General features: G+C 61.8%; 14 protein-coding genes. 3 read left to right on the plus strand and 11 right to left on the minus strand.

The annotated features are described in order from the left end of the window. Window positions 1-209 precede the first annotated feature (209 nt). The 3 genes from ACQK2G_RS21650 to ACQK2G_RS21660 all read left to right on the plus strand — a co-directional run bounded on the left by ACQK2G_RS21650 (window position 210) and on the right by ACQK2G_RS21660 (window position 2,701). Window positions 210-896 (plus strand): response regulator transcription factor, encoded by a 687-nt coding sequence (locus ACQK2G_RS21650; protein WP_425407116.1) that lies wholly within the window; start codon window positions 210-212, stop codon window positions 894-896. 123 nt (window positions 897-1,019) lie between these two features. Beyond that, complete coding sequence (locus ACQK2G_RS21655; protein ID WP_425407117.1) at window positions 1,020-1,835, plus strand: MBL fold metallo-hydrolase; 816 nt, start codon at window positions 1,020-1,022, stop codon at window positions 1,833-1,835. 11 nt (window positions 1,836-1,846) lie between these two features. Then, entirely contained in the window at window positions 1,847-2,701 is an 855-nt protein-coding gene (locus ACQK2G_RS21660; protein ID WP_425407118.1) for a class I SAM-dependent methyltransferase, read from the plus strand. A gap of 28 nt (window positions 2,702-2,729) precedes the next feature. On the opposite strand, the gene ACQK2G_RS21665 is transcribed toward ACQK2G_RS21660, so the two are convergent. The 11 genes from ACQK2G_RS21665 to ACQK2G_RS21715 form a co-directional block, all read right to left on the minus strand. Further along, window positions 2,730-3,482 carry a hypothetical protein gene (locus ACQK2G_RS21665; RefSeq protein WP_425407119.1) on the minus strand — a complete coding sequence of 251 codons (753 nt, stop codon included), beginning with the start codon at window positions 3,480-3,482 and terminating at the stop codon, window positions 2,730-2,732. A gap of 148 nt (window positions 3,483-3,630) precedes the next feature. Continuing rightward, the gene (locus ACQK2G_RS21670; RefSeq protein ID WP_425407120.1) at window positions 3,631-4,818 is read right to left on the minus strand and encodes an ABC transporter permease; all 1,188 of its coding nucleotides are present in this window, start codon (window positions 4,816-4,818) and stop codon (window positions 3,631-3,633) included. A gap of 27 nt (window positions 4,819-4,845) precedes the next feature. After that, complete coding sequence (locus tag ACQK2G_RS21675) at window positions 4,846-5,844, minus strand: ABC transporter permease (RefSeq protein ID WP_425407121.1); 999 nt, start codon at window positions 5,842-5,844, stop codon at window positions 4,846-4,848. 49 nt (window positions 5,845-5,893) lie between these two features. Next, window positions 5,894-7,876 carry an ABC transporter substrate-binding protein gene (locus ACQK2G_RS21680; protein WP_425407122.1) on the minus strand — a complete coding sequence of 661 codons (1,983 nt, stop codon included), beginning with the start codon at window positions 7,874-7,876 and terminating at the stop codon, window positions 5,894-5,896. After that, the gene (locus ACQK2G_RS21685; RefSeq protein WP_425407123.1) at window positions 7,873-9,777 is read right to left on the minus strand and encodes an ABC transporter ATP-binding protein; all 1,905 of its coding nucleotides are present in this window, start codon (window positions 9,775-9,777) and stop codon (window positions 7,873-7,875) included. The genes ACQK2G_RS21680 and ACQK2G_RS21685 overlap by 4 nt, the downstream gene beginning before the upstream one ends. A gap of 224 nt (window positions 9,778-10,001) precedes the next feature. After that, the gene (locus ACQK2G_RS21690) at window positions 10,002-10,517 is read right to left on the minus strand and encodes a hypothetical protein (protein WP_425407124.1); all 516 of its coding nucleotides are present in this window, start codon (window positions 10,515-10,517) and stop codon (window positions 10,002-10,004) included. After that, window positions 10,514-11,269 carry a polysaccharide deacetylase family protein gene (locus ACQK2G_RS21695; protein ID WP_425407125.1) on the minus strand — a complete coding sequence of 252 codons (756 nt, stop codon included), beginning with the start codon at window positions 11,267-11,269 and terminating at the stop codon, window positions 10,514-10,516. Before ACQK2G_RS21695 ends, ACQK2G_RS21690 begins: the two co-directional genes overlap by 4 nt. After that, window positions 11,266-12,432, minus strand: coding sequence for a glycosyltransferase family protein (locus ACQK2G_RS21700; protein WP_425407126.1), 1,167 nt, complete (start codon window positions 12,430-12,432; stop codon window positions 11,266-11,268). The genes ACQK2G_RS21695 and ACQK2G_RS21700 overlap by 4 nt, the downstream gene beginning before the upstream one ends. Window positions 12,433-12,473: 41 nt before the next feature. Continuing rightward, the gene (locus ACQK2G_RS21705) at window positions 12,474-13,064 is read right to left on the minus strand and encodes a histidine phosphatase family protein (protein ID WP_425407127.1); all 591 of its coding nucleotides are present in this window, start codon (window positions 13,062-13,064) and stop codon (window positions 12,474-12,476) included. Beyond that, complete coding sequence (locus ACQK2G_RS21710) at window positions 13,061-14,200, minus strand: glycosyltransferase family 4 protein (RefSeq protein WP_425407128.1); 1,140 nt, start codon at window positions 14,198-14,200, stop codon at window positions 13,061-13,063. The genes ACQK2G_RS21705 and ACQK2G_RS21710 overlap by 4 nt, the downstream gene beginning before the upstream one ends. Next, a complete protein-coding gene (locus ACQK2G_RS21715; protein ID WP_425407129.1) occupies window positions 14,191-15,468 on the minus strand; it encodes a glycosyltransferase family 4 protein in 1,278 nt (425 codons plus the stop codon). The genes ACQK2G_RS21710 and ACQK2G_RS21715 overlap by 10 nt, the downstream gene beginning before the upstream one ends. Window positions 15,469-15,479: the final 11 nt, after the last annotated feature.

A 15,479-nucleotide genomic window follows, 5' to 3' on the forward strand; every position in this document is an offset into this window, starting at 1 on the left:
CCCGTCTTCGGGACGAAAGCCCCTACGCGCCGCGGCAAAACCGGATTCCCGTTGTGGTCACAATCACTTCACACTCTTGGCATCGGCGTTGAAAAGCGGCCGAAACGGCCTCAGGTGATTGCGGGTTTGCGGGGACTTACGATATTACTTACTCATCATTCGCGGCCATCCCGACGGGCCGCTTCAATTTCGGGGGTGAAAAACCATCCATGGTCGGCAAAAAGATCCTGCTGGTGGACGATGACGTAGAGTTGCGCGACTCCCTGTCGGAGCAGCTGCAATTGCATGAAGAATTCCAGACCGTTTGCGCGGGGACCGCAAAAGAGGGATTGGAAGCCACCAAGAACGAACATTACGACGCCATTCTGCTCGATGTCGGCTTGCCGGATATGGATGGACGCGAAGCCTGCCGCCTTCTGCGCCGCGGCGGCGTGAAATGCCCGATCGTCATGCTGACCGCACATGATACCGATTCCGATACGATCCTCGGATTGGATGCGGGCGCCAACGACTACGTCACCAAGCCGTTCCGCCTCAACGTCCTGCTGGCCCGTTTGCGCGCTCAGCTGCGCCAGCATGAACAATCCGAGGACGCCGTCTTCACCATTGGGCCGTATACGTTCAAACCGTCCGCGAAAATGCTTCTGGACGAAGAAAAGAACAGCAAGGTCCGGCTGACGGAAAAAGAGACGGCAATTCTGAAATATTTGTATCGCGCGGGTGACAAAGTGATTGCCCGCGATACACTGTTGGGTGAGGTCTGGGGCTACAACGCTGGCGTAACGACCCATACGTTGGAAACCCATGTTTACCGGCTTCGGCAAAAGATCGAGAGGGATCCGTCCAACGCGGAACTCTTGGTTACCGAACCGGGAGGCTACCGGCTCGTCCCTTAGGCCCGCCCATGCAATAGTGTTTTTTGCGCCCGGCCGGGGGGTCGGCGTGGCGGCGCTTCGCCAGGACGGGGGAAACTGTGACAAGCGAGTGGGACGCCCGTGGCCGGAGATAGCCGATTCTCTGTGACGTTTTGGGGGACGCGCGGCAGCATCGCCTGCGCCGGGCCGCACACCGTCAAATATGGCGGCAATACCTCGTGCCTCGAGGTTCTCTGCGACGACCAGCGTTTGATCTTCGACGCCGGGTCCGGCCTGCCGATGCTGGGCCGGGATATTCTCGCCAAGGAAGGGCCCGTCGATACACAGGTATTTCTGACCCACACGCATCTCGATCATATTATCGGGATGCCTTTCTTCGCGCTGTTTCACATTCCGGGCCTCACCGTGCCGGTCTATGCCGGTCATTTGAAGCCGATCGGGATGTCCCTGCACAAAGTCCTGTCGGACATGATGCGCGCGCCCCTGTTTCCCGTACCGCCGGAGATTTTCGGCGCCAATGTCTCCTTCAACGATTTCGAGGCGGGGGAGGATCTTCATCCGGCGGAAGGTGTCCGTCTGCGCACCGCGCCGTTGAACCATCCTAACGGAGCCTGCGGTTATCGCATTGAGTACGACGGCAAAGCGATCGCTTATATTACGGATACGGAACATTATCCCGACCGATTGGACGACAGGGTCCTGTCGCTGGTGCAGGATGCCGGGGTCATGATCTATGACGCGACCTATACGGACGAGGAATACGAAAAGTTCGTCGGTTTCGGCCATTCCACATGGCAGGAAGGCATCAAACTGGCCGACGCGGCGAATGTTGAGACGCTGGTGATCTTCCACCACGATCCCAGCCATACCGATGACATGATGGACAAGATCGCGGCGGATGTCGCCGCCGCGCGCCCCGGGACGATCGTCGCGCGCGAAGGATTGACGCTTTCCCTGTGACAGGTGTGCCCGTGTCGACGCGAACAACCCTGCGCCGCCTGAAACTCGGCCTGGAAACCCTACTCGGTTTCAAGAAGCAGGGTTTCTTCATCCCCTATCGTTATGCGGATTCCATAGCGCCCGCGTCTGAGGCGGACCCGGCTTATCCCTGGCTTCGAACGCAGTTCCAGGCAGCGGAGCCGGATTTCAAAAGCCTGCTCGACGACATGGCCGCGCTGTCCGGCGATTTAGATGCCATCGGCGGGGGGGATCCGCCGGAACCGCGCTGGCGGCAGGACTGGTTCCCGGGGCTGGACGCCGCGGCGGCCTATACCGTGGTCCGGACTCGGCGACCGGCCCGTATCGTGGAGGTCGGGTCCGGCCATTCCACCCGATTTCTGGCCCGCGCCGTGCGCGATGGCGGGCTGGCATCGGAAATCACCGCGATCGATCCGGCGCCGCGCGCCGACCTGTCGCGCCTTGACGGGATAAAACTCATCCTCTCCGTGGTGCAGGATGCGGACCCGGCCCTGTTCGACACGCTCGGGCCTGGCGATATCCTCTCCATCGATTCAAGCCATATCCTGATGCCCGGCACGGATGTGGATTTGCTGTTCTCCGATGTGCTGCCGCGTCTGCCCGGCGGGGTCCTCGTTCATATCCACGACATCTTCCTGCCCTGGCCTTATCCGGCGGCCTGGGAATGGCGCGGTTACAACGAACAGCAGGGCGTCGCGGCGCTGATCGGCGGCGGTGGCTGGGACATTCTGTGGTCTAGCAACTATGTCCGGCGAACAGTAATACCGGGCATGGGCAACCACCCGGCCGCGGCGCTTCATCTGCAAAGCGGAGCGCGCGAAAGCAGCCTTTGGCTCAGGAAACGGTGACCCTCGGGTACAAGAACGGTTGCCGGGTTCAGGCGAGTTTGGCGCGCCGCCGGGACATCAAGCCGAAAGCAGCCAGTGCCGCGCCCAGCAAGGGCAGGGCGGCCGGAACCGGCACTTGCGAGACGACGATATTGTCGATCGCACCGGAATTGCCGAGCGTGAAGACGAACCGGTCGATGACCAGATTGGCGAACTGACTGTCCAATACGAAGGTGCCCGACCGGTTGTCGTCGCCGCCATTGCTGCTGCCGCCGACGCCCGGGACATTGATATCAGCCAGGAGATTGTTGGCGAAAAACAGGCTGAGCGTGGCCCCGCCAATGTCGAGCACATCGATCGACGACAAGCGTACGCCCTGGCTGAAATCCAACGTGAACTGACCGTCGACCTCGTCATCCGGATCGGTGCAGAACCCGCTGGAGCAACTGGACAGGTTGGAATCGTCCTGAATAATCAGGGCATTGCCGGGACGTATCGGGCCCAACGTACCGTAGTTAGGACCGACTTCGAAATCAGCGTGCAGATCGGGATCCGAGGAATTGCCGGTATTGTTGGTGTCGAACACCACGACACGGCCATTTCCGCCATCTTTTTCCTTGCCGCTGAAGGTGACGTCCAATGACCCGAAACTATGGGTGCCGGCTCCGCCTCCGAAGGACGACAGAATCTGGCCGTTCGAGAAGCCTTCGAAATCGATGGTGAGGGCGGCGGCGCCTTGTACCAAGCCGACGGACATGCCCGCGGCGGCGACCATGGACAAAACGAGACGGGAAACCCGCATGACAAATCTCCTTAGACCACACCCTGGTAGTTTACCTAGCAGGGGGTGGTTTCGGTCTCAATGTCACGGAGTTAACCGTTGTGGACAGTTGTAAACGACCAGGCACAATTCGCCTGTCACCGGCACAAACCGCGGTGACTTTTGCGATTTACTTGTACGGGTCCGCTGCGTCGCGCAGTCCGTCGCCCAGGAACTGGAAGGCCAGAACCACCATGATCACCGGTACCGCCGGCCACAGCAGCCAGGGATAGAGCGCGACCGCGTTGAAGTTCTGCGCTTCATTCAGCAGCACGCCCCAACTGGTGATCGGGGGACGCAAGCCCAGGCCCAGGAAGCTCAACGCCGTCTCGCCCAGGATCATGCTTGGGATGGCCAGCGTCGCCGAGGCGATCAGATGGCTCATGAAGCTCGGCATCAGGTGACGTCCGATGATCCGCCCGGGTTTCGCACCCATCAGCTGGGCAGCGACGGCGAAATCCTCTTCGCGCAGGGCGAGCAGCTTGGACCGCACCGCACGCGCAAGGCCCGGCCAGTCCAACAGGCCCAGGATCACGGTGATCCCGATGAAGACCAGAATGGGCGACCAGGTGACGGGCATTGCCGCCGACAAGGCCATCCAAAGCGGCAGGGCCGGGAAGGACCGGATGACCTCGATCACCCGCTGCACCAGGGAGTCGATCCAGCCGCCGTAGTAACCGGCCATACCGCCGATCACGAGACCGAGCGTGAAACTGATGATGATGCCGATCAGACCAACGGTCAGCGAAATCCTTGCGCCCTGAATAATGCGCGATTGGATGTCCCGGCCCAGCCGGTCGGTGCCGAGGAAGAAGAAATGACTGTCCTTCGCGGGGCAGACGAGATGGAAATTGGATTCCCACATTCCCCAGAATTCATAGGTCGCGCCGTCGTAATCCGCGCTGTTGCAGAAGAACCGCAACTGTTTCGGACGGTCAGTGTTCTCTGTGTAGTCCCAGCGAAGTTCCTCAAGATTCAGACTGACATCGTATTCGTAGACGAAAGGCCCCAGGAACTCGCCGTTATGGAAGAACCGAACCTCCTGCGGCGGGGCATACAGATAGTCGGTATGCCGATGGGAGAAACTGTAGGGCGCCAAGACTTCGGAAATGACCACCGAGAGATAGACCAACACCAGGTAGAGGCCGCTCAAGACCGCCAGCCTGTGGCGCTTGAACTTCATCCACATCAGCACCCATTGGGAGGCGAGATAATACTTCTCCTGCTCCGGCGACAGGGTGACGGCGGAATAGGGGTCGAAGGGCCGATCGTTGACGTAATGCTTCAGATCGGACGTGCCCTGGGTCGTGTCGGTCATCGTGACGGTCTCCTTCCTTGACCCGGGCTATTTCGCCAGGTCCGCGCCGAGGCGGATGCGGGGATCGAGTGCCGCCAGCGCCAGATCCGAGATCAAGGTGCCGAGGACGGTGAGAAGCGCCAGGAACATCAGGAAGCTGCCGGCCAGATACATGTCCTGGCTCTGCAGGGCGCGCAGCAGCATCGGACCCGTTGTCTCCAGGCTCAACACGATGGAGACGATGGCGGAACCGGAGATGATTTCCGGCAGGATGTTGCCGATATCGGCGATGAACGGGTTCAGCGCCATGCGCAGCGGATATTTGACCAAGGCCTTGCCCGGCGGCACGCCCTTGGCGCGCGCGGTGACGACATATTGCTTGTGCAGCTCATCCAACAGGTTGGCGCGCAGCCGCCGGATCATGCCCGCCGTACCCGAGGTGCCGATGACGATGACCGGCACCCAAAGATGTTCCAGGATACTGACCAGTTTGGCCCATGACATCGGCTGATCCTTGAACTGATCGTCCATCAGACCGCCGATCGAGGTGCCGAAATACTCGTTCGCCAGATACATCAGCACCAGCGCCAGCAGGAAGTTCGGCGTCGCCAGCCCGATGAACCCGACGAAGGTCAACGCATAGTCGCCGGCACTGTATTGCCGGACCGCGGAATAGACGCCGATCGGGAAGGAAACGATATAGACGAAGACGATCGTCGCCATGGAGACGACGACGGTCAGGAAGGCGCGGTCGCCGACCACATCGGCCACCGGTTGTTCATGTTCGAAGGAATAGCCCAGATTTCCCTGCAGCAGGCCGAACAGCCAGACGAAATACTGTTTCACCACCGGTTCGCCGAAGCCGAATTCCTTGCGGTAGTATTCCAGCCTTTCCTGGCTGATGCTTTCGCCCTGGGCCTGCAATTCGGTCACCAGGGTCGTCAGATAATCCCCCGGCGGCAACTGGATGATCACGAAGACGAAGACGCTGATCACCAGCAGGGTGGGGATCATCACCAATAATCTGTGGGCCAAATATCCCAACATTTACTTTCTTCCTCCCCCGCGCCCGCCAAGGCGGCGCGTGACCCTGGTCCTATTGCTGGGTCAGTTTCAAAGCGTTCCGGTCCCACCAGAACGTATCCATGCCGTAGATGCCGAAATGCGCGCCCGGGTCCCAGTTCCACAACCCTTCCTCGGGCACGTTGTTGAGGCCGTCGCGCACGACGATCGGCTGCAGAACGCCGGCGACAAGGCCAATCGAAAAGACGTTGTCCGACTGGATCTTCAGCATCCGGGACCAGATCTCGCGCTGCTCGGCGACGGTCTTGGCGCGGTACCACAGGTCCAGAAGGTCCAGGAGTTGCTGGGCTTCCGGCATGTCGACCGGTTCGCCGGCATTGCCGTTGGTTTCGTGATACTGGCCCCACATCGGCCATTGCAGCTGCACCTGGCTGATCGGTGCCAGTTCGGTCGGCGACATCGCCGCTGTGGCCAACCCGTTTTCCCAGCCGGACGAGATCGACATCTGCGTTTCCCCGGCGAAGACGCGGCGGCGCATATTGTCCAGGCTCAACGGTTTGATGAACATCTTGACGCCGATATCGCGCCAGCTGTCGGTGATCAGCTGAAGGACGTCGGTTTCCTCGGTGGAAGTGCCGCCGGTCTCGACGATGATTTCCAGAGGCTCGCCGTTGGGCAGCACCCGCATGCCGTCCATCCGGCGCCGCCTCAGGCCCAGGCGATCCAGGATCGCGTTGGCTTTCTTGACGTTGAACTCACTCCAGGCCTCCCGGTATTCGGGTTTGTAGAGCGGGCTGCCGGGCAGCAGGGTGTTCTGTCCTTCCAGCGCCAGGCCAAAATAGACGACGCGGTTGATCTCATACCGGTTCACCGCCAGCGACAGCGCGCGGCGGAAGTCGGCATTTCGGAACAGGTCCCGCCAGACCGGTTCCTTGTTGTTCAGGTTCGGAAACAAGGCCAGATGAGCGCCCTTGGCGATCCGCCACAACAGCGTCTTGTAGCCGTGCGACTTCTCATTCTGTTTCAACAGGGTGAAGTCGTCGAAGCGCAGATACCGTCCCTGCAGGTCCAGGTCCCCGGTCGCGGCCTTGCCCGCCACCAGTTTCTTTTCCGTCAGATTGACGATGATCCGGTCGACATAGGGCAGTTGCAGCCCGTTCGCGTCGATCTTGTGGTAATACGGGTTGCGGACGAAGACATAGCGGTCGCTGGGGGACGGCGTTTCGACATGCCAGGGCTGCAGCACGGGCAGGTCCGGGTTGTCGTTCCGATACAGCCGGCCGCGCCGCGTATGCAGGGCCGACCAGTTGCGCTGGCCTTCCTCCTCGACCATCGCCTGAAGCTTTTCCGGGTCCGCGTATTTGACGTGGAACTGCTTCATGTAATGCGCGGGCGCGTAGATGTAGTTCGGCGAGGCGCCGGCCAGACCCGGCAGGAAATCTGGGTTCGGATGCGACCAGGTGTAGCGGATCGTCACCTCGTCGAGGATTTCCACGTCCGGATAGGCATCGCGCACTTTCATGAAGGCCGGCGCACCGACGGGATACAGCTCCTCGTTATGGGCCATATCCTCCCACCAATAGCGGAAGTCCTCCGTCGTGAAAGGCGAACCGTCGGACCAGCGGTGGCCGCGGCGCAGCGTGAAGGTAAAGGACCGTCCTTCCTCCACCTCGACCGATTTCAGGATATCGGGGACCAGCTCAAAATCCCGGTCGTATTTCACCAGCCGCGCATATCCATAGACGGTCATCTGGCGCGTATCCTTGGCGCTGGTCATCAGCGTACGGATATCACCCCCATGCTGCCCGATGGACTGGCCGGGCTTATCCAGCGGCACCACCAGGGGATCGGCCGGCACGCGCTGGGCGACAGGCGGCAGGGTTCCGTCGACGACGAAATGGCCGAAGAACGGAGAGTCGACGACGTCCAGCGCCTTAGCCTTGCCGGCGGTGATGCCCCAAATCAGCGCCCCGGCCAGCAGACCGGCGGCGGCAAAGGCGAGACCCGACGGCCTGTGGGCCGCCGCGTTGCGCGAATGGGCAAGGTTCTTCCTCATGCCGCCAACTCCGACAAATTGGCTTCGGGCAGGGCGCGGACATAGTGCCCGTCACCCAGATGCCGTAGTACCGGGGATACGCCGTCAACCTCCGCGAAGGGGAAGGGCCAGACGGTCGGCTCGGACGCCTTTTCCGACATCAGGTGGTCGAAATCCAAGGGATGGTCCAGGTTCGGGTCCGGCACCGCGGTCAGCAGCCCGCGGGTATAGGGATGAACCGGGTTGCGGAACAACAGATCGCGCGGCGCCATTTCGACCAGGCGGCCGCGGCACATCACCATGATCCGGTCGGCGATATAGTCGACCACGGCGAGGTTGTGCGAAATGAAGATATAGGTGAGGCCGAGCGATTCCTTCAGATCCTTCAGCAGGTTCAGAATCTGAGCCTGAATCGAAACGTCCAGCGCCGAGACCGGTTCGTCGCAAATCAGGATTTCAGGCCGCAGGGCCAAGGCGCGGGCGATGCCGAGACGCTGGCGCTGTCCGCCCGAGAAACTGTGCGGATAGCGTTTCAGATGGCGGGTATCGAGGCCGACCAGTTCCATCAGCTCCTGCACCAGTTCCTGGCGTTGGCGATGGGTGCCGATATCGTGAATCTCCAACGGTTCGGAGATCAGGTCCAACACCGTCATCCGCGGATTGAGGGACGAGAAGGGATCCTGGAAGATGAACTGCATCTTCTTGCGGAATTCCAGAAGGTCCTTCCCCTCGAGACCCAGGATGTCGATGTCCTTGTCGCCGTCGTGGAACCGGAAAGATCCGGTATCCGGCGTCAGCGCCCGCATCAGGATCTTGCTGAGGGTGGTTTTGCCGCAGCCGGATTCACCGACGAGGCCCAGGCACTCACCACGCTTCAGTTCGAAACTGACATTGTCGACGGCCTTGATCTGGTTGCGTTCCTGCTTACCGAACAGGCTGCCCTTCTTGATCGTATAGGTCTTGTTGATGCCCTCGACCGACAGGATCGGTTCGCCGATCTTGCCCTGGCCGCCTTCCTTCTGGACGGTCAGGTGGCCGCCCACGCGGGGCTTGATCTCGCGGATCGGAATCAGGCGCTCGCCCGGCTCCATATTGAAACGCGGCACGGCTTTCAGCAGGGATTGCAGGTAGGGATGCCGGGCGTCACGGAAGATATCCGTCAGCGATCCGTGTTCCATGACCTCGCCGTGATACATGACCACGACTTCCTCGGCCATGTTGGCGACAACACCCAGATCGTGGGTGATCATCAGGATCGCCATGCCCAGATGGTCCTGCAGGTCGCGGCAAAGTTTCAGGATCTGCGCCTGGATGGTCACGTCCAGAGCGGTGGTCGGTTCGTCGGCGATCAGCAGGGCCGGGTTGCAGACCAATGCCATCGCGATCATCGCGCGCTGGCGCAGACCGCCGGACAATTCGAAAGGATAGGTGCGGATGGCGCGGGCCGGATCGGGAAAACCGACGCGGGCCAGCATTTCTTCCGCCATGGCGATGGCTTCGGCGCCGCCGACACTGCGGTGCAGTTCCAGCGCTTCGCAGATCTGGTTGCCGACCGTGTGCAGCGGCGACAGCGAGGTCATCGGTTCCTGGAAGATGATCGAGATCCGGCCGCCACGCAGCGAACGCATGTCCGGACCGTCGCGGTCCATCGCCGCGATATCCAGAACCGTGCCGGGCTTGTTCGGATCGCGGAACAGGATCTGTCCGCCGGTGATGTTGGCTGATTTGGGCAGAATGCCCATGATTGCCTGACTGACGACGGACTTGCCGGAACCGGATTCGCCGACCAGCGACACCGTTCGTCCGGCCGGGACTCTGAAGGATACGCCCTTCACCGCTTCGATCTGCCCTTCCGGCAAATTGAAACTGACTCGCAGGTCTCGGACCTCGATCAAGTTTTCGGACGTTGGCTTATCGGACATGGGTTTATCGGACATGGGCTTATCGGACATGGGCCGGGACGGCTCCCCCTGCTGACGATCACCTGAACGCGGCGTTCCGGGACTTCTTACCTTGGTCGGTTACTTGGCGCCGGTTAAATATTACGGAAGAAAATGTTCACAACTGGTTAAGAGCCGTCAACTTAAACGGCGCGGAACCCACAATTTTAACCCGGAACAGGCTGCCCCTTCCTTTTCCGGCTACTTTATTGGTTCTCGCTTTCGGTATTTCGGTCCAGCCGGATGCCAAGTGCAAGAAAATTCTCGCGACTGGGAATATCGAGGTCGATCCGCTTCTCGAGAATCCAACGGGCGGCGTATTTGGCGACGGTGTCGAAATCCTCCAATGCGGAATCCAGAACGATGCGGCTATGGCCATCCTTCAGGGTCAATTGCATCCACCCCTTCCGGCTTTTTCGGCGCGTGGCGTAGAACCGCAGTTTCGCGGATTGCAGACCCTTCCAGGTCAGGCTGGCGGTGATCGGTGACGTGACGGTCAGTGTCTCGGCGGTCATCTCGACCCTGGTCATCCATTTCTGAACCGTCTTCACGCCGAAGGCCAGGAACAGCATGCCGGCAGCCAGGAAAATCCAGAACAGGATGGGAATCGGATTCAGGAACAGAGCGGGCCCCAGGGTGAAGAAAAGGCCAGCCGCGCTGCGCGCAAAATCCGCCAACAGCATGCGCCGATCGTAACGGCTATGAAGGATCCCGTCCGTCATGCCGCCGCGAGATCCGAAAAGGGGTCGCACCATGCTGCCGCAGGATGGACCGCAACAAGGGCCGCGAACTGCCGCAGGAATGTCCAACACGCTTCGTCATGAACAATGTGATGGGTCATCACGCCGGTCGGCTCGTCGATGGCTTCGCCTTTCCGGCGCGCCCGTAGATGTTCAGTGACGAGGGCGAAGGCGCCGGCATCGCCGATGAAACCCCGGGTCGTGCGCCAGGCGATGATGTCGCAATGGGTATCGATCCAGCACCGCGGGCCGGGCGGTCGGTTCGCGCGGCGATAGGTGGACAGACCCGACAATCCGGCACGGTCCAGTTTTGCCGGCAGGCTGTCGGCGATACGGTTCCAGGGTGGGGCAAGGGCGGGCCGGAAGCGTGGCCCGAACAGTGCGGCCAGTCTTTCCCGGCCTTTCTGAAGGTCGGTCAGCATCGCCTCGGCGTCGCGGCTTTCCGGGAATTCACATTTCTTTTCACCCGGCCCGGCATGGGATTGATGCGCATATCCGTGCTGAATGACGGAGAAGGAGGGATGCCGGTCGAGCGCGTCCTGCAGCAGAGGGTCCGCCTGCGCCGGAATGACGGCCAGGGACACCGGCGCACCGGCGGCGGTTTCCGCCAGACGCTCCAGCAGGGGGCCCGGTTTGACGGCATCGTCATCGCGCCACCAGAAATGCGCGATTCTGCCGTTCTCGGCCCATTGGTCCAACTCGTCCCGCAGGTCCTGCCAGGGCTGCGTGCTCAATTCGATCCCCTTTCGAAGCCGGTCAATCCGGCTTTGGCGGCGCCAGCCATATCGCCCGTATGGCAAAGGCTCAAGAGCCTTGCCGTTCGTTCGGCGCCTGACAAATCGATTGCAGGCATTCGGCGGCCGCGGTCAACCTGTGTGCGGACGGCGGCGAGCAGTGTTTCTGGCGTCAGGCCGGTTTCGGAAAGGATCACAGCGCCGATCACGGCTTCCATGCGCCGGGCCCGCATCGCCTGTTCCATTTGGCCGCCATCCATGAAGGGACACAGCACTGCCGGCGCCCCGCTGGCAAACAGATCGACCGCGGTGTTGTAGCCGGCCTGGCTGATGGATGCGGCGGCGCGGCTCAGGACGGCACGGAAATCCGTCCGCGCGGGCTCCACCGTGACGTGGGACATCGTCCGACCGGCGGTCAGGTCCATGTTCCGGCCCACCAGAAGCCGCCAATGCCATCGGTCCGCGCCCGGCAGGGCCGCGGCCGCCAGCGCGGTCTCGAAAAGCCCCATACCGACGGCGCCGCCGCCGGCCGACACCACGATCTCTCCCTGTCCGGTCGTTCCGTCGTCCGGTCCGTCGGGTTTGGAAACGTAACCGGTATAGACGACCGGCGTTTCAAGCCGGCCAGCGGCCGGGAAGGATTCCTCGAGCCGCGCAATGGTTGGATCGCCATGCACCATGATCATGTCGAAAAGCGTATTCGCCCAGGTCAGGCTTTCCTCGACCCGGTCCGGATTGTCCTTGGGTTGAAGAATATCCCGGATAGAACAGACGACAGAAAGGCCCGCGTCCCGCGCTCGTTTCAGCAGCGGCAGCAACTCGGTCCGGAATCGTCGGCGCGCGAAAGGAAAACCCTCGACCAGCAACAGGCTGGGCGCCGCGTTCCGGAATCCTTCCAAAAGGATATCCTTGCGCCGGGCCCACAGTGCGTCGGTTGCCGGTTGCCCTTTTTCATCCAGCAGGGTGGAAAAGGCCGCATCGGCCGATCGGACATCCGGCAAGGGGATCCATTGGAACCGACCTTCCTCCGCGCAGGACCCGCGGCCCGTTGCCACGGTGACGGTAAACCCGCTGTCCCGGCAGGCCGAACCGATGGCAAAGGCACGTTCCATATGCCCGATCCCAAGCAAGTGCTGCACATGGATGAAGAGATGCGGTTTCATGCCGAAATCAGGGTTCCTGCTGTGTCCGTGTCACGCCAACTTCATCCGGAGGTCAGCGCTTCGTTCAAGGCGACCACGCTGAGGGCACCATCCGCCGACAGGTCGAACCGATGCAGGCAGGCATTGCGCAGTTTGGTCGGTGCATCAGCGGTCATATCCCAACCCGTGGCCATGGCATAGAGCGCCCGGATGACCGCCTTGTGCGCGATGATAAGGCAGGAATCGCCGGCCTCCCCCAGTTCCGCCAGCAGGGGACGAAGACGGTCCATCACCATCCGGGGACTTTCGCCGCCAGGGGGGGTGAAGTCCAACCCGCGCGCCTCGTTCAGGCGCATCTCTTCGCCCAGGCGCTGGCGCAGGTCGGCCAGTCGTTCTCCCTCCCAATCGCCGAAATCCATCTCGATCAGGCGCGCGTCGACATCCGGCTCTCGTCCGGTCAGCAGAAGGGCGGTCTTTCGGGCACGGGAAAGGGGGCTGGCCATCACGCGCCAGGCCTTCACGTCCTCCGGCAGCCGCCAGCCGGCGACTTCCAGGCGGCCGGCTTCCGACAGGAACCGATCGGCGCGGCCCTGGAATCGGCCTTCCTCGTTCCAGTCCGTCGGGCCGTGCCGAAGAATGGCGATTTGGGTCATTTCCTATATTCCCCTACAACAGTATTTATTTCCGCAAACACGACACGGGCCGCATGGTTCATATCGTGGCGGCGCGCGACATTCGCGATTGCCGCCGCGCCATGGCGAAGCCGCATGTCCGGATCCTTCAGATAACGCACAACGGCTTCTGCGAAACCGGCGGCATCCCCCATCTCGGTAAGCAGGCCGGTCTCGCCGTCGACGATCATGTTGGCGACGCCGCTGTTTCGACCCGAAACCACCGGCAGGCCCGCTGCCTGCGCTTCCAGAATCCCCAGGCCGAAAGCCTCGTTCAGGCTCGGCCAGACGGCCAGATCACAGGCCGCCTGGATTCTGGCAAGCTCCGCCGCCGACAAGGCACCCAGGAAAGCGGTGTGCGGCAGGTCCTGGAACATCCGCTCGACCTCCGCTCGCGCCGGTCCGTCGCCGACGATCAGCAACGACCAGCCGGTATGGTCCAGACCGCGCAAGGCATCGGCCAATAGACGATAGGACTCCTTCTTTACGTCCTGCCGCATCATCGCGGCGGCCAGCAACCAGGGTTTGTCGGGATCGACGCCATGCTTCCCGGCGATGGCGGCCCGCGTTTCCGCACGAGCGGCCCGCGCCGCTTGGTACCCGCCGGTATCCGTGAATGGGGGCAGGTCGACCGCGCGGCAACCGGGACGAAGCAGTGGGGCGACGCATTCCCGGTCCGTTGGATTAAGGAAGAAAGTTGCGTCTGCCCGCTGCAGCGCCTTCCGCACCGCCTCGTGCCACTCCGCCCAGGGACCGTGTTCCTGTTTGGGGGCGAAGCTCGGCTCCGCGACGCAATAGGGGATGTCGAACCGGTCGCATAGGGAAGGGCCGATCAGGTCCGGCGCCTTGTGATAAAGGTGATAGGTGAACCAAAGGTCCGGCACGCCGTGTTCGACATACCAGTTCTCCAGATCCCGGCGTTCCAGGGCGGCGCGCTGTGCAATCGCGGCTTGGGCGGCCGGGTCCCCTTTTCCTTCCCAACACCGGGAACTGGAAGCGAGGGTCACTTCATGCCCGCCCTGCGCCAAGACCCGCATCAGCAGTCGGGCCATGCGTCGGTCGCCGGACGGGACAGGATGGGTCGGCGCCTTCATCGGCGCATAGAATTCTATCCACATGCGTCGGCATTTTTCGCTGGGGAGGCGGCCTGCTGATCGGGTCCCGCCGGCAAACCGAAACGCTGCGCCATTCCGGCGATGCAGGAAGCGGCGTCGAACCTGGACCGGACACGGGCCTCGCCGGCCTCGCCGTAGCGGCGTCGCAGGTCCGGATCGGCGATCAGTTGCGTCAGTGCCGCCGTCAATGCGGGAACATCCCCGGGCTGCACCAAGGCGCCGGTTTCTCCGTCCAGGATCAATTCCGGCACGGCGGACACGGCGGTGGACAGCACGGCGAGCCGCTGGCTCTGCGCTTCCATCAAGACGTTGGGCAGGCCGTCGCGGTCGCCATCCTCGGCGATCTTGCTGGCCAGGACGAACAGGTCCGATTGCCGAAGATGGTCAAGAACAGCCTGTTGCGGTTGCGCACCAAGCCAATCCACATTATCGGCAATTCCCAAATTCCCCGCTAAAGCTTTCAAGCTGTCCCGCTCCGTGCCGCCGCCGATATGGGTCAGCCGCCAATGCAATCCATTCGGGATTTTTGCCAGCGCGTTCAGAAGGTCCGGATATCCTTTCTTTGCAACGGCCCTGCCGACCGAGATCAGGCGCACCGGGTCGGACGGATCGGATCCATCGCGGCCGGACGGGTCGGTCGAACTATGGGGAAAGCGGGTCAGGTCCAAGCCGTGATAATCCAAATGCACTTTTTGCGGATTGGGTTCCGCCAGATGCCGAAGATGTTCCGCGCCGACGCCGGTACAGGTCGACAGCCAATCCATTGCAGCCAGTTTTTCCCGTTTCTCCCAATCGGGGATGGTCCAGATATCCTTGGCATGGGCCGAACCGCTCCAGGGGACATCCAGGATCATCGCGGCATAGCGGGTGACCGAAGCCGGTGTGTGCAGGAAATGGAAATGCAGCCGATCAATCCGGCCTTCCAACTCCGCCGCCAGCACAAGGGCCTGACCGAAACGGCGGATGCGGTTCGGTGTTCGGTCCCGCCGCAAGTCCTTGAACCACAAATTTCGTGCCGCCGCGTATCCCTTGCGATCGCGCACCGCCCACCAGGCGTGAAGAACCCGGCGCGGTTCCTGATAAAGATATTCCGGCAGGTAGATCACCGGCGCGGAAATCTCCGCATGGACGGGATGGCTGTGCCGATCGGTCGGATGACGCAGCGAGACGATGACGATATCCAGCCCACGCCTTTCGAGCGCCAGGATCTCCTGGGCGATGAAGGTTTCCGACAGGCGCGGATAGCCTTTGAGGACGAAGGCCGTCGTCATGAATTCACGTG

Origin of the sequence: Hwanghaeella sp., from assembly GCF_965227365.1 — a bacterium.
Taxonomy (GTDB): Bacteria; Pseudomonadota; Alphaproteobacteria; order UBA8366; family Aestuariispiraceae; genus Hwanghaeella.

Coding starts and splice junctions, on each gene's coding strand:
- ACQK2G_RS21650 (WP_425407116.1), top strand. CDS start 210: ATGGTCGGCAAAAAGATCCTGCTGGTGGACGATGACGTAGAGTTGCGC.
- ACQK2G_RS21665 (WP_425407119.1), bottom strand. CDS start 3,482: ATGCGGGTTTCCCGTCTCGTTTTGTCCATGGTCGCCGCCGCGGGCATG.
- ACQK2G_RS21670 (WP_425407120.1), bottom strand. CDS start 4,818: ATGACCGACACGACCCAGGGCACGTCCGATCTGAAGCATTACGTCAAC.
- ACQK2G_RS21675 (WP_425407121.1), bottom strand. CDS start 5,844: ATGTTGGGATATTTGGCCCACAGATTATTGGTGATGATCCCCACCCTG.
- ACQK2G_RS21680 (WP_425407122.1), bottom strand. CDS start 7,876: ATGAGGAAGAACCTTGCCCATTCGCGCAACGCGGCGGCCCACAGGCCG.
- ACQK2G_RS21685 (WP_425407123.1), bottom strand. CDS start 9,777: ATGTCCGATAAGCCAACGTCCGAAAACTTGATCGAGGTCCGAGACCTG.
- ACQK2G_RS21690 (WP_425407124.1), bottom strand. CDS start 10,517: ATGACGGACGGGATCCTTCATAGCCGTTACGATCGGCGCATGCTGTTG.
- ACQK2G_RS21700 (WP_425407126.1), bottom strand. CDS start 12,432: ATGAAACCGCATCTCTTCATCCATGTGCAGCACTTGCTTGGGATCGGG.
- ACQK2G_RS21705 (WP_425407127.1), bottom strand. CDS start 13,064: ATGACCCAAATCGCCATTCTTCGGCACGGCCCGACGGACTGGAACGAG.
- ACQK2G_RS21710 (WP_425407128.1), bottom strand. CDS start 14,200: ATGTGGATAGAATTCTATGCGCCGATGAAGGCGCCGACCCATCCTGTC.
- ACQK2G_RS21715 (WP_425407129.1), bottom strand. CDS start 15,468: ATGACGACGGCCTTCGTCCTCAAAGGCTATCCGCGCCTGTCGGAAACC.